The following is a 12,398-nucleotide window of genomic DNA, read 5'->3' on the forward strand; positions in this document are numbered from 1 at the left end:
ATGGAAGTGGGCCCTGCCGGGTATTCGCCGCGCGACTTCGGGGCAATCAGTACGGAGCCACCGAAAGGGAGCCCCCATGACCACCAGAGACCTGGCCGTACGCGAAGCCGTCGCGCAGGGCGTCGTCGGCCCCCGCGATCCCCTTGCCGGCCTCCTGGACGTAGCGCACATCCGCCGCACCACCACAGCCCTCCACACCGCCTTCCCCGGCCCCGGCACCCTCCACACCTTCGCCGTCAAAGCCGCGCCACTGATCCCCGTGCTCCACCTGCTCGCCGGAGCGCGCATCGGCTGCGAGGTCGCCAGCCCCGGCGAGCTGGCCCTGGCCCGCAGGGCCGGTGTCCCGCCGGACCGCATCGTCCTGGACTCCCCCGCCAAGACCACGGACGAACTGCGCGAGGCACTGGCGCACGGCATCGCTGTCAACGCGGACAACGGACAGGAGCTCGCCCGCCTGGACCGGCTCACAGGGGAGGCACCCACGGCCTCCCCGATCGGGATCCGGGTCAACCCGCAGATCGGCACCGGCAGCATCGCGGCCCTGAGCACGGCCACGGAGACCTCGAAGTTCGGGGTTGCCCTGCGGGACGAGGGAGCGCGGGAGTGGCTGGTGAGGGCATTCGTGGAGCGGCCGTGGCTGACCCGGCTGCACGCGCACGTCGGTTCGCAGGGCTGCCCGCCGCCGCTGATGGCGGAGGGCGTACGGGCCGTGTACGAACTGGCCGAGGAGATCAACCGGACTGTGGGCCGACGGCAGGTGCGGACCCTGGACATCGGCGGCGGCCTGCCGGTGAACTTCGCCTCGGACGAGGTCACGCCCACGTTCGAGGAGTACGCGCGGCTCCTGGCGGCCACGGTGCCGGGCCTGTTCGACGGCCGCTACGGCGTGGTGACCGAATTCGGCCGGTCGCTGCTGGCGAAGAGCGGCATGGTGCTGGCGAGGGTGGAGTACACCAAGTCGGCGGGCGGCCGCCGGATCGCCGTGACGCACGCGGGCGCGCAGGTGGCCACGCGTACGGTCTTCGCGCCGGAGTCCTGGCCGCTGCGGGTTCTCGCGTACGACGCGCAGGGGCGCCCCAAGCGGGGCGTGCCGGTGCCGCAGACCGTCGCGGGACCGTGCTGCTTCGCGGGCGACCTGATCGCCGTGGACCGCCCGCTGCCGCCGCTGGAGCCGGGCGACCATGTGGCGCTGCTGGACACCGGCGCGTACTACTTCTCGAACCACTTCGCGTACAACTCACTGCCCCGCCCGGGGGTTTACGGCTACGCGTCGACAGAAGGTCACACGCGATTCGTCACCGTGCGCGCCCCGCAGAGTCTGGACGAGCTGGTCGCCGAGAGCGGTGCCGACCACGCCACCGGGCTCAGCGCGCTGCGCTGACCGCCGCGCCGCCCGCGGCACGGCCCGGCCCGCGGCCCGGGCGACGGGCGCCGCCGGGCAGCGCGTCGCCCGCGGCGAGCCCGGTGGCGAGATAGCCGCTCACGGGCTTGGCGACGGGGCTGCCCTGCGCCCACTCCGTACGCACCCAGAGCAGCGACTCGCCCTTCCGCTCCAGCCCGCCGAACCAGAGCGCCTTCGCCCACAGGCCCGCACCGGCACCGGCGAGCGCCAGACCGGCCGCGGCGGGCACGGCGAAGGACGAGCCGACGGCCGCGAGGAAGGCGATCAGCAGCCACCAGCGGCGTGCGCGCCGCCAGTTGCGCACGGTCACCCGGCGGTCCTGGAGGAAGACCGACCTGCCCGCGCGGGAGGCGCCGCGCGCGAGCTCCCGGTAGCGGCCGCGCCGGGCCAGGAAGACCGCACCGGCCACGATCAGGAAGAGGGCCGCTCCGGCGAGCAGCCCGATCCGCCGCCCGGTGAGCCCGGGGACGAGCACGCCGACGGCCGCGCTCAGCAGCCCCGGCCACCACAGCCATGCGGCGGGTGCTCTGACGATCACCGCTACTCGCGCCAGTGCGTATGAGCCGCGCCCCATCGTCGTTTCCTCCCTTTCGCCGGGTTCCAGGTCTCGTCACGCGGCAGGTTAGCCAACGATTCTGAGCGCGGGCTGAGAATCCGGCGGTTTTGCTCCCCACCCCGCCCCTTCCCGGCTGCATCGATTTGCGGCTCCGCCGCGTGGGAGGCTCCGAGCACAGCGCGTACACCGGCGCTCCGTCCCTGCTGCCCTCATTCGACGAACAGCCCCCGCGCCGCCGCCTTCGCGTCGAACTCCTCCAGCCGCGCCTGCGCGTCCGGCAGCGCGTCGCACATGGACTCCAGCAGCACCCGCCCCAGGAGCATCGGCGCGCACGCGGTGTCGAAGGCGAGGCCCGTGCCGACGGCTGCGGGGAGGAGGAGGTCGCTGTGGCGGGCGACGGGGGCGAAGGTGGAGTCCGCGACGGTGACGATCGTCAGCCCTTCGCCCCGCGCGTACTCCAGCGCCTCGACGACCTCGCGCGGGTGGCGGGGCAGCGCGAAGCACAGCAGGGTGCTCGCCCCGGCGCGCACGGCCGCGTCGATGCGGTCGGCGAGCAGCGTGCCGCCCTCGTCCAGGAGCCGCACGTCGGGGTGGACCTTGCGCGCGAAGTAGGCGAACCCGGCGGCCTGCGCGGTGGCGGCGCGCAGCCCGAGCACGGGCAGCGGACGGGACCGGGCGAGCAGCTGTCCGGCGCGGGCGACGGGCCCGGGGTCGGCGAGCAGCGAGGAGAGGTGGCGGAGGTTGTCGATCTCGGCCTGGACGGCCTGCTGGTACTCGTTGTACGAGCTGTCGCCGGTCGTCGTGGCGGCGGGGACGACGTCGCGCAGATGGCGGCGGAGCGCCGGATAGCCGTCGAAGCCGAGGGCGACGGCGAAGCGGGTCACGGACGGCTGGCTGACGCCGGCGAGCTCGGCGAGCTCGACGCTGGAGAGGAAGGGCGCGTCGGCGGAGCGCCGCACCATGCAGTGGGCGATGCGCCGCTGGGTGGGGGTCAGCCGGTGGCCCTCGAAGAGCTTCTGCAGCCGTGCGGTGGCTTCGGGTTCGCCCCCGTTGTCGCTCATCGGGCCCTCCATCGGTCGTCGGCGGTGCGCGGTCCCGGACCACATCGGCCATTCACCGATCCCGGGCTCTGCATGGAATTATGCAGGGCCCGGGACGGGCGCGCGTCTCGCACGGCGGACTCACACGGGCGGAAGCAGCTTCTTCTGCGGCTTGCCCATCGCGTTGCGCGGCAACGCCTCCAGGAAACGGACGCGCCGCGGCCGCTTGTGCACGGACAGGTGTCCCGCCACGAAGTCGATCAGCGCCTGCTCGCTCACCCCTTCGGCCACGACATAGGCCACGATCTCCTGGCCGAGGTCGTCGTGCGGGACGCCCACGACGGCGGCCTCGCTCACGGCCGGGTGGTCGAGCAGCGCGTTCTCGACCTCGCCCGCGCCGATGCGGTAGCCGCCGGACTTGATGAGGTCGGTGGAGGCGCGGCCCACGATGCGGTGCATGCCGTCCGGCTCGACGGTGGCGATGTCGCCCGTACGGAACCAGCCGTCGGCCGTGTACGCCGCCGCGGTCGCCTCCGGGCGGCCCAGATAGCCGGCGAAGAGCGTCGGCCCGCACAGCTCCAGCTCGCCGATGCCGTTCTCGGCCTCCGCGAGCCGCGTCCGCACGCCCGGCAGCGGCAGGCCCACCGAGCCCGGGCGGCGCTCGCCGTCGGCGCGGGTGGAGAGGGTGATGAGGGTCTCGGTCATGCCGTAGCGCTCGACGGGCCGCTGCCCGGTGAGCTCCTCCAGGTCACGGAAGACGGGCGCGGGCAGCGCGGCGCTGCCCGACACCAGCAGCCGCGCCTTGCCCAGCGCGCGGGCGGCGGCCGGGTCGCGGACGACGCGGGACCACACGGTCGGCACACCGAAGTAGAGGCTGCCGCCCGCCGCCGCGTACGCCCCGGGGGTCGGGCGGCCGGTGTGCACCAGGCGGCTGCCGGTGCGCAGCGCGCCCAGCACGCCGAGGACGAGGCCGTGCACGTGGAAGAGCGGCAGGCCGTGCACGAGGGTGTCCTCGGCGCTCCACTGCCAGGCGTCGGCCAGCCCGTCCAGGCCCGCGGCGACGGCCGCGCGCGGGATCTCGACGCCCTTGGGGGACCCGGTGGTGCCCGAGGTGTAGAGGATCAGGGCGGTGGCCGCGGGATCCGGCTCGGGGCCGGTCCAGTCGGCCCGCTCCCGTATGTCGACGGGAACGTCTCCCCCGGGGCCCAGCACCAGCGCGGCGCCGGAGTCCCGCAGGATGTGGTCGCGTTCGGCGGGCCCGGCGTCCGGCGGCAGGGGCACCACGGGCACCCCGGCGAGCAGTCCGCCCACGACGGCCACCACGGTCTCCAGCGTCGCCTCCGCCTGCACGGCCGCACAGGGCGCGCCTGCGACGCGGGCGGCCACCGCGCGGGCGGCGCCCAGCAGTTCCTCGCGCGAGCAGGGGCGCCCGGCGACGGTGAGGGCGTCGGCGGAGTCGGTCCCGGCGGTCAGGGACGCAAGCAGGGGTACGGTCGGTCCGTGCACGTACTGCTCCTTCCACGGGGGCGGTCCGGGGGAGGCCCGGGGACATCCCCCACTGCGGATACGGGTGCTGGCCCCAGCGACGCGGGGCCGCTCCGACCGTATCGTCATAGCCATGACGGCCCATGACCCTGACCTCAAGACCGAACTGCGCAAGGAACTCGACACGACGCTCCAGACCCGCAAGGAGCTGGGGCCGGAGTACGAGCAGGAGCTGGTCGACAGCTTCCTGGAGAAAGTCGACGGCAAGCTCGACGAGGCGATCGACCGACGGGTGCGCAGGCACCTCGCCGAACAGCAGATGAGCGTCGCCCGCGGCGCCCGCACCGGGGCGGGCGAGGTGGGCATCGGCAGTTTCGGCGAGCGCTTCGGCTTCGCCGCGATCTCCCTGGTGCTGGCGATCCCGCTGTCCGCCATCGCCGTGGTCAACGCACAGTTGCCGGGCCTGCTGGTGTGCTGGGCGGGCATCGTGGGCGTCAACGCCCTGAATGTGTCGGGGGCGTTCCCCTGGCCGGGCCGCCAGAAGCGGGACCAGGACTCCGACTGGAAGTGACGCTCCGTCGGGATGCGGTGGGGAAGCGCGGGAACCGCCGCACCCCGGCCGAGGCCGGGATCGGGACGACGGCGGTCCCCGCGAGGACACGGGCCCCGGCCTGGGCCGGTCCTCCGCATCCGGACGGCTGTGGAGTCCGGGAGCCGCTCCGGAGGTCCTGCCGCCGTATTCGGGGCGCCGGCCGGGAGCGTTCTCCCTGCCGACACCCCTCAATATGCCGGACCGTTGTTAAGTCCGTGCTGCGGGCGCGTGACGCATACGTACCCTTTACGGATCGCCTGCGCCTCTTGCCGTTCACTTGACGGCGGCGGGCCCACGCGGCGGCGGTGCGGGCCTACTTGGCCGCGGCGGCGCTCGCGTCCTCGGCGAGGAAGGCGAGCAGGTCCTGACGGCTCACCACGCCCTTGGGCTTGCCCTCGACCAGCACGACCGCCGCGTCCGCGGTGCCGAGCACGGCCATCAGGTCCGCGACCGGCTCGCCGGAACCGACCTGCGGCAGCGGGGCGCACATGTGCTTCTCCAGCGGGTCGGAGAGCGAGGCGCGCTTGGTGAACAGCGCGTCCAGCAGCTCCCGTTCGACGACCGAGCCGACGACCTCGGCGGCCATCACATCGGGGTGACCCGCGCCCGGCTTGACGATGGGCATCTGCGAGACGCCGTACTCGCGGAGCACCTCGATGGCCTCGCCGACGGTCTCCTCGGGGTGCATGTGCACCAGCGACGGGAGCTCGCCGTCCTTGCGCTTGAGCACGTCGGCGACGCGGGCGGTGGCGCCGCCCTCGTCCAGGAAGCCGTAGTTGGCCATCCACTCGTCGTTGAAGATCTTGCTGAGGTAACCGCGACCGCTGTCGGGCAGCAGCACGACCACGACGTCGTCCGGGCCGAGCCGCTCGGCGACGCGCAGCGCGGAGACGACGGCCATGCCGCAGGAGCCGCCGACCAGCAGGCCCTCCTCCTTGGCGAGGCGGCGCGTCATCTGGAAGGCGTCCTTGTCGGAAACCGGAACGATCTCGTCCGCGATGGACTGGTCATAGGCGGTCGGCCAGAAGTCCTCGCCGACGCCCTCGATCAGATACGGACGGCCCGAACCGCCGCTGTAGACCGAGCCCTCCGGGTCGGAGCCGATGACCTTGACCTTGCCGCCGCTGGCGTCCCTCAGATAGCGGCCGGTGCCGCTGATGGTGCCGCCGGTGCCGACGCCCGTGACGAAGTGGGTGATCTTCCCCTCCGTCTGCTCCCAGATCTCCGGACCGGTGGTCTCGTAGTGGGACAGCGGGTTGTTGGGGTTGCTGTACTGGTCGGGCTTCCAGGCGTTGGGCGTCTCACGGACGAGGCGGTCCGAGACGTTGTAGTACGAGTCGGGGTGCTCGGGAGCGACGGCGGTCGGGCAGACCACGACCTCGGCACCGTAGGCCCGCAGCACATTGATCTTGTCCATGGACACCTTGTCCGGGCAGACGAAGATGCACTTGTAGCCCTTCTGCTGGGCCACGATCGCAAGCCCCACACCCGTGTTGCCGGAGGTCGGCTCCACGATCGTCCCGCCCGGCTTGAGCTCGCCGGACTTCTCCGCGGCTTCGATCATCCGCACGGCGATGCGGTCCTTCACCGAACCACCGGGGTTGAGGTACTCGACCTTGGCAAGGACAGTGGCCTGAATGCCTTCGGTCACGCTGTTGAGCTTCACCAGCGGGGTATTGCCAATGAGCTCAATCATCGAATCGTGATACTGCACGGTGATCTCCGCGGTCGGGGGCACTAGCGGTCAGTCGCGTGCCCATATCTCCAGCCTATGCGGGTGCGCTTGCCGTTGGGCGGGGACGGGGTGGATCTTGGTCGTCGAGTGCGGGTTTGTTGCCGCCTGCGGCGGGAGCTCCCTGCGGGAGCGTCCTCAATCGCCGGACGGGCTGAATCTGCGCACCCCCGGGGGTCTGGGGGCGGAGCCCCCAGTTATGGGAAGGGGCGGGGCGGGGAAAGAACCAGAGCAGGAGGTGAGCGCACCATGTCCATGTCGAGGGCGCGAGCGGCACGGCGGATCGCGGCGGCCGCCGCGTACGGCGGCGGCGGAATCGGGCTGCTGGGCGCCACCGCGTTCGGCATCCTGCTCACGGAGGCACGCCTGGCCCGGCGGATCGTCGGCGGGCGGCACGAGCCGCCGCCGCACGCGGACGGCCGCTACGGCTCCGCCTTCGTCCACCGGCTCGGCCGCGAGCCGCTGCTGCTGGGCGTCCTCGGCGACTCCACGGCCGCGGGCCAGGGCGTGCACCGGCCCCGCCAGACGCCCGGGGCCCTGCTGGCCTCGGGGCTCGCGGCGGTCGCCGAGCGGCCGGTGCAGCTGCGCAACGTGGCGCTGTCCGGCGCCCAGTCCCACGACCTGGACCGCCAGGTGACCCTGCTGGTCGAGGAGGGCGAGCGCGCCCCCGACGTATGCGTGATCATGATCGGCGCCAATGACGTCACCCACGGGATGCCCGCGGCCCGTTCCGTGCGCCTGCTGTCCGACGCCGTCCGCAGGCTGCGCGAGGCCGGCTGCGAGGTCGTGGTGGGCACCTGCCCGGACCTGGGCACGATCGAGCCCGTCTACCAGCCGCTGCGGTGGGTGGCGCGGCGGCAGAGCAGGCAGCTGGCGGCGGCGCAGACGATAGGGGTGCTGGAGGCCGGGGGCCGTACGGTCTCGCTGGGCGCCCTGCTGGGGCCTGAGTTCGAACAGAACCCCCGGGAGCTGTTCGGTCCGGACAACTACCACCCCTCCGCCGAGGGCTACGCGACGGCGGCCATGGCCGTACTCCCCACGCTCTGCGCGGCGCTCGGCCTGTGGCCGGAGGACGAGGAACGGCCGGACGCGGCGCGCCGCGAGGGCATCCTGCCGGTGGCCCGTGCGGCGGCCGAGGCGGCGGCGGAGGGTGGTACGGAGGTGACGGCGGCGCGCGGGCGCTGGGCGCTCCTGAAGCACCGCAAGCGGCGTCGCCTGCCGTCCCACACGGAGGCGACCCCGCACCACGTCTGGTCCCGCGCGACGCGCGGCTAGCCCTTGCGGGCTGCCACCTCCGGGTGCGGGTCCGTTGCCGCCTGCGGCGGGAGCGCCCTGCGGGCGCGTCCTCAAACGCCGGACGGGCTGATTCAACCCGCGCAGCCTGAGCGTACGCTTAGAAAAGAGGTCCGCATCACAGTGATGTCCCCGTGACCACGGACCTACGCGCGGGTAACTTCCATGAGAGTCCAGCCTTCTCACGCCCCTGGAGCCGTGATGCCCGAAGCCGTGATCGTCTCAACCGCCCGTTCCCCGATCGGTCGCGCCTTCAAGGGCTCGCTGAAGGACATGCGGGCCGACGACCTGACCGCGACGATCATCGGGGCCGCCCTCGCCAAGGTCCCCGAGCTCGACCCGCGCGACATCGACGACCTGATGCTCGGCTGCGGCCTGCCCGGCGGCGAGCAGGGCCACAACCTGGGCCGGATCGTGGCCGTGCAGATGGGCATGGACCACCTGCCGGGCTGCACGATCACCCGCTACTGCTCCTCGTCGCTGCAGACGTCGCGGATGGCGCTGCACGCCATCAAGGCCGGCGAGGGCGACGTCTTCATCTCGGCGGGCGTCGAGACGGTCTCCCGGAGCGTCAACGGCTCCTCCGACGGCATGCCGGGCAGCCACAACCCCTTCTTCGCCGAGGCCGAGGCCCGTACGGTGGCCCGCGCCGAGCAGGGGGCGGACGAGTGGCACGACCCGCGCGAGGACGGCCTGGTGCCGGACGCGTACATCGCGATGGGCCAGACCGCGGAGAACCTGGCCCGCCTGAAGGGGATCACCCGCCAGGAGATGGACGAGTTCGGCGTCCGCTCGCAGAACCTCGCCGAGGAAGCCATCAAGAAGGGCTTCTGGGAGCGCGAGATCACCCCGGTCACCACCCCCGACGGCACGGTCGTATCCAAGGACGACGGCCCGCGCGCGGGCGTGACCATGGAGGGCGTCCAGGGTCTGAAGCCGTCCTTCCGCCCCGACGGCCTGATCACGCCGGGCAACTGCTGCCCGCTGAACGACGGCGCCGCCGCCCTGGTGATCATGTCCGACACCAAGGCGCGGGAGCTGGGCCTCACCCCCCTCGCCCGGATCGTCTCCACCGGCGTCTCCGCCCTCTCCCCCGAGATCATGGGCTTCGGCCCGGTCGCGGCGAGCGAGCAGGCGCTGCGGCGGGCCGGGCTCGGCATCGGCGACATCGACCTGATCGAGATCAACGAGGCGTTCGCGGCGCAGGTCATCCCCTCCTACCGCGCGCTGGGCGCCGACCTGGACAAGGTCAACGTCAACGGCGGCGCGATCGCGGTCGGCCACCCCTTCGGCATGACCGGCGCCCGCATCACGGGCACGCTCATCAACTCGCTCCAGTGGCACGACAAGCAGTTCGGCCTGGAGACGATGTGCGTGGGCGGCGGCCAGGGCATGGCGATGGTCATCGAGCGGCTGAGCTGATCACGAACAGTTACACGGCATTCCGTATGTGAACGTGACCGAATCGCCCCCATGATGTGACCAACGTCGTGAGGGCGATTCGTTTCCCCAGGTCAGGGATGTTGAAGGAACAACGTCCGGGCCCTAAGTCCCGTCCATTTCATGACGTTTTGCACTGTGCCCGTACGACGCGGGCCGTCAACCTGAGGTAGGAATCTGGGGGATCCATAGCAACCGGGAGTACGTCAGTGAGCGCCATGAACCTTGCCCTGCTGCTGGCCGCTGCCACGGCGACGGCCGCGGGAGCCGCCGCCCTGCACAGCACCCGCGGCCTCCGCCGGCAGATCAGCGCCCTGCGTGCCGACCTCGCGGCCGCCGCCGGTGCCGACCGGCGCGCCCCCGCCCCGGTGCCCGCCGCGCGCACCGCGCCCGCCGCGGAGCTCTCCGAGATACGGGCGGCCGTCGCCGACGCCCTCGCCGAGGAGCGGGAGCGGGAGCTGGCCGAGGCCCGCGCGTTCTGGGCCGCCCAGGAGAGCCGGGACCTCAGCACCGCCGCCGACGCCCCGTCACTGCTGGGCGGGCTGCCCGGGTTCGGTGACGACCTGATGTCCCCCGAGGGCCCGTACGGCGGCCCGTACCTGCCCCGGCAGGCCGACTTCGTCGGGCTGGAGCCGCTCGACCCGGCGGCCGAGTCCGAGGCCGCGGAGTCCCCGGAGCTGGCCGCCGCGCGCCGCCGCCACCCCTCGCACCCCGACTTCACGCCCATGCCGCTCGTGGGCGACCACGAGAGCACCGTCGAGCGGCTCACCGAGCTCGCGGATGCCCGTATACCGCTCACCGACGTGCGCCCCGGCCCGCTCGGCACCCTCGATGTCTACGTCTTCGCCGACGGCACCACGATCTGTATGACCCCCGGCCACCGCGAGACCGCCGAGCGCCTCGCGGACGCGCTGCGCGCCGGGGACGCGCCGGTGCTGCTGGGCGGTTCCGGTGTGTCCGGCGCGTACTCCCTGACGTTCGGCTGCGCGGCGGAGCGGATCTACGTACTCGCCGACCGGGTCATCGCCTCGCTGTAGCGGGCGGCCCCGGTCACAGCCCGCAGCGCTGCGCCGCGGCCTCGATCAGCGCGGTCGCCTCGGCCGCCCCGACCCCGTCGGGCAGCGGCTTTCCGCCGCCCGCGGTGAGCGCTTCGGCCAAATCGTGACCGGCCACGGCCACTTGGTCGGCGACCGCGAACATGCCCGCTTCCGGCATTTCCCTCGGTTCGGTGACCTCCGGTTCCTCGATGCGCTGGGTCCACGCGGCCAACTCGCGAGCGAGTGCCAGCGCGTCCGCGGCGGCTCCCCTGCTCAGGCGGGACTGCGGCAGGGCACGCAGCCGGTCGGCGAAACCGTCCACGGCGGCCAGAAGAGACGTCACATCATCCACAGCGTGAGCCTATGCGCTGTGGACGGACTGTTGCCAACGTCTGAACACTCAGGCACGGTGACAGGAAGGACCATCATCCGACGCGTCCGGAGGCGCCGATGTCCCACGTCTTCTCCGACGAGACCCACCGGAATCTGCTCTCCCGAATCCCTCACTGCACCGGCCGTGAAGTCGCCGACTGGCTGCGCACGGTCGAAGAGGGCCCCTCGCTCCTCCGCTTCGAGGAGAAGGTCAGCTGGCTGCGCGGAGAGCACGACCTCGCTTATGGCCACGCCAAGGCCATAGTCCACGAGTACGACCTCCGGCGGGCGGCACGCAAGCTGCGGTAGCGGACGTACACACTCAAGGTCACCCCGACACAGACACGACGGCGCGCAACGGGGCACCCACGGCGAAGGGCCCGGGAGCCACCTGTCAGGTGGCTCCCGGGCCCTTCGTCAGCCGTCGCCGACCGCCCCGTGGGGTCAGTCGTCGCCGTTGAGGATGGAGACCAGGCGCAGCATCTCCAGGTAGATCCACACCAGCGACATGGTGAGGCCGAAGGCGGCGCTCCAGGAGGCGTGGCGGGGGGCACCGTACCGCACGCCGTCCTCGATCTCCTTGAAGTCCATCGCCAGATAGGCCGCGCCGAGCAGCACGCCGATGACACCGACGCCGATGCCGAGCGCGCCGCTGCGCAGGCCGAGGCCGTCACCGCCGCCGAAGGCGGCGAACAGCAGGTTGACCATCATCAGCAGGAAGAAGCCGATGGCGGCGGCCGTCACCACGCGGTAGAAGCGGTTGTTGACCCGGATCAGACCGGTCTTGTAGGCGACGAGGGTGCCGACGGCGACCGCCATCGTGCCCAGCACCGCCTGCACGGGGGCGCCGTCCGCGTAGTGGTTGTACGCCTTGCTGACGACGCCGAGGAAGACACCCTCGAAGAGGGCGTAGCCGAGGATCAGCGCCGGGGAGGGCTTCGCCTTGAACGTCTGGACGATGGCGAGCACCGCCGCGACGATGGCGGCGCCGAAGCCGAGCATCGGGGGCAGGTCGGTGACCCAGCCGAAGGCGGCACCGACGACGACCAGGCCCAGCGTCATCGCCGTACGCATGACGACGTCGTCCATCGTCATCCGGCCCGGCTGGGCGGGGGCGCCCTGCCGGAGGTCCGGCCCGCCCTGTGCGTACGGGTTGGTGGGCTGCGCGTAGGGGTCGCTCGCGTACGGGTTGCCCTGGGCCGCGGTCCCGGCCTGCGGCCCGGGTGTGAAGCCCGCGTAGCCGTTGTTGTCGCGCCACCCTCGCGAGAAGACCGGGTTGCTGCTCCTCATCTCACTCCTCCATGGCCACCGTGCGCGGCCTTGCGAACCAGGGTAATGGCTGGGCAAAGGAACGGGCTCGTACCGGGGGACGATCTTTTCTCCCCTGCCTCTGGAGGAGAACGAGAACCGGGGGCAGTCGGTTCCCTACGGAGAGTGGGCGCCATGAAG

The 12,398-nt window shown here is 72.4% G+C and carries 12 protein-coding genes; 6 read left to right on the top strand and 6 right to left on the bottom strand.

Annotated elements, in window-relative coordinates:
• The first annotated feature begins 76 nt into the window (after nt 1–76).
• On the top strand, nt 77–1,381 hold the full coding sequence (locus DXZ73_RS18790) for a diaminopimelate decarboxylase (protein ID WP_116212137.1): 1,305 nt from the start codon (nt 77–79) through the stop codon (nt 1,379–1,381).
• On the opposite strand, the gene DXZ73_RS18795 is transcribed toward DXZ73_RS18790, so the two are convergent.
• The 3 genes from DXZ73_RS18795 to DXZ73_RS18805 form a co-directional block, all read right to left on the bottom strand.
• Entirely contained in the window at nt 1,365–1,976 is a 612-nt protein-coding gene (locus DXZ73_RS18795; protein ID WP_116212138.1) for a hypothetical protein, read from the bottom strand. The genes DXZ73_RS18790 and DXZ73_RS18795 overlap by 17 nt on opposite strands.
• 191 nt (nt 1,977–2,167) lie before the next feature.
• Nucleotides 2,168–3,019, bottom strand: coding sequence for a MurR/RpiR family transcriptional regulator (locus DXZ73_RS18800; protein ID WP_116212139.1), 852 nt, complete (start codon nt 3,017–3,019; stop codon nt 2,168–2,170).
• A gap of 120 nt (nt 3,020–3,139) precedes the next feature.
• Nucleotides 3,140–4,504, bottom strand: a complete 1,365-nt coding sequence (locus DXZ73_RS18805) for an acyl-CoA synthetase (protein ID WP_240351407.1) — start codon at nt 4,502–4,504, stop codon at nt 3,140–3,142.
• 112 nt (nt 4,505–4,616) lie between these two features.
• Here DXZ73_RS18805 and DXZ73_RS18810 point away from each other — a divergent pair, with 112 nt between their 5' ends.
• The gene (locus DXZ73_RS18810) at nt 4,617–5,054 is read left to right on the top strand and encodes a hypothetical protein (protein ID WP_116212141.1); all 438 of its coding nucleotides are present in this window, start codon (nt 4,617–4,619) and stop codon (nt 5,052–5,054) included.
• A gap of 334 nt (nt 5,055–5,388) precedes the next feature.
• Here the strand turns inward: DXZ73_RS18810 and DXZ73_RS18815 are convergent, their stop codons facing one another.
• Complete coding sequence (locus tag DXZ73_RS18815) at nt 5,389–6,789, bottom strand: cystathionine beta-synthase (protein WP_116215702.1); 1,401 nt, start codon at nt 6,787–6,789, stop codon at nt 5,389–5,391.
• Between the two features lie 267 nt (nt 6,790–7,056).
• Here DXZ73_RS18815 and DXZ73_RS18820 point away from each other — a divergent pair, with 267 nt between their 5' ends.
• The 3 genes from DXZ73_RS18820 (at nt 7,057) to DXZ73_RS18830 (ending at nt 10,577) form a co-directional block, all read left to right on the top strand.
• Nucleotides 7,057–8,082, top strand: a complete 1,026-nt coding sequence (locus DXZ73_RS18820; protein ID WP_116212142.1) for an SGNH/GDSL hydrolase family protein — start codon at nt 7,057–7,059, stop codon at nt 8,080–8,082.
• Nucleotides 8,083–8,301: 219 nt separating this feature from the next.
• Nucleotides 8,302–9,522: an acetyl-CoA C-acetyltransferase gene (locus DXZ73_RS18825; protein WP_116212143.1), complete on the top strand. Its 1,221-nt coding sequence runs from the start codon at nt 8,302–8,304 to the stop codon at nt 9,520–9,522.
• 227 nt (nt 9,523–9,749) lie between these two features.
• The gene (locus tag DXZ73_RS18830; protein WP_116212144.1) at nt 9,750–10,577 is read left to right on the top strand and encodes a hypothetical protein; all 828 of its coding nucleotides are present in this window, start codon (nt 9,750–9,752) and stop codon (nt 10,575–10,577) included.
• 13 nt (nt 10,578–10,590) lie between these two features.
• On the opposite strand, the gene DXZ73_RS18835 is transcribed toward DXZ73_RS18830, so the two are convergent.
• Entirely contained in the window at nt 10,591–10,929 is a 339-nt protein-coding gene (locus DXZ73_RS18835) for a hypothetical protein (protein WP_162890252.1), read from the bottom strand.
• Nucleotides 10,930–11,027: 98 nt separating this feature from the next.
• On the opposite strand from DXZ73_RS18835, the gene DXZ73_RS18840 reads away from it, so the two are divergent.
• Nucleotides 11,028–11,258: a DUF4287 domain-containing protein gene (locus tag DXZ73_RS18840; protein ID WP_116212146.1), complete on the top strand. Its 231-nt coding sequence runs from the start codon at nt 11,028–11,030 to the stop codon at nt 11,256–11,258.
• A 135-nt stretch (nt 11,259–11,393) separates the two neighbouring features.
• On the opposite strand, the gene DXZ73_RS18845 is transcribed toward DXZ73_RS18840, so the two are convergent.
• Complete coding sequence (locus DXZ73_RS18845) at nt 11,394–12,239, bottom strand: Bax inhibitor-1/YccA family protein (RefSeq protein WP_116212147.1); 846 nt, start codon at nt 12,237–12,239, stop codon at nt 11,394–11,396.
• Nucleotides 12,240–12,398 lie beyond the last annotated feature (159 nt).

The sequence above is a fragment of the Streptoverticillium olivoreticuli subsp. olivoreticuli genome (assembly GCF_003391135.1).
Lineage (GTDB): Bacteria > Actinomycetota > Actinomycetes > Streptomycetales > Streptomycetaceae > Streptomyces > Streptomyces blastmyceticus.

Coding starts and splice junctions, on each gene's coding strand:
- DXZ73_RS18790 (WP_116212137.1), top strand. CDS start 77: ATGACCACCAGAGACCTGGCCGTACGCGAAGCCGTCGCGCAGGGCGTC.
- DXZ73_RS18795 (WP_116212138.1), bottom strand. CDS start 1,976: ATGGGGCGCGGCTCATACGCACTGGCGCGAGTAGCGGTGATCGTCAGA.
- DXZ73_RS18800 (WP_116212139.1), bottom strand. CDS start 3,019: ATGAGCGACAACGGGGGCGAACCCGAAGCCACCGCACGGCTGCAGAAG.
- DXZ73_RS18810 (WP_116212141.1), top strand. CDS start 4,617: ATGACGGCCCATGACCCTGACCTCAAGACCGAACTGCGCAAGGAACTC.
- DXZ73_RS18820 (WP_116212142.1), top strand. CDS start 7,057: ATGTCCATGTCGAGGGCGCGAGCGGCACGGCGGATCGCGGCGGCCGCC.
- DXZ73_RS18825 (WP_116212143.1), top strand. CDS start 8,302: ATGCCCGAAGCCGTGATCGTCTCAACCGCCCGTTCCCCGATCGGTCGC.
- DXZ73_RS18840 (WP_116212146.1), top strand. CDS start 11,028: ATGTCCCACGTCTTCTCCGACGAGACCCACCGGAATCTGCTCTCCCGA.
- DXZ73_RS18845 (WP_116212147.1), bottom strand. CDS start 12,239: ATGAGGAGCAGCAACCCGGTCTTCTCGCGAGGGTGGCGCGACAACAAC.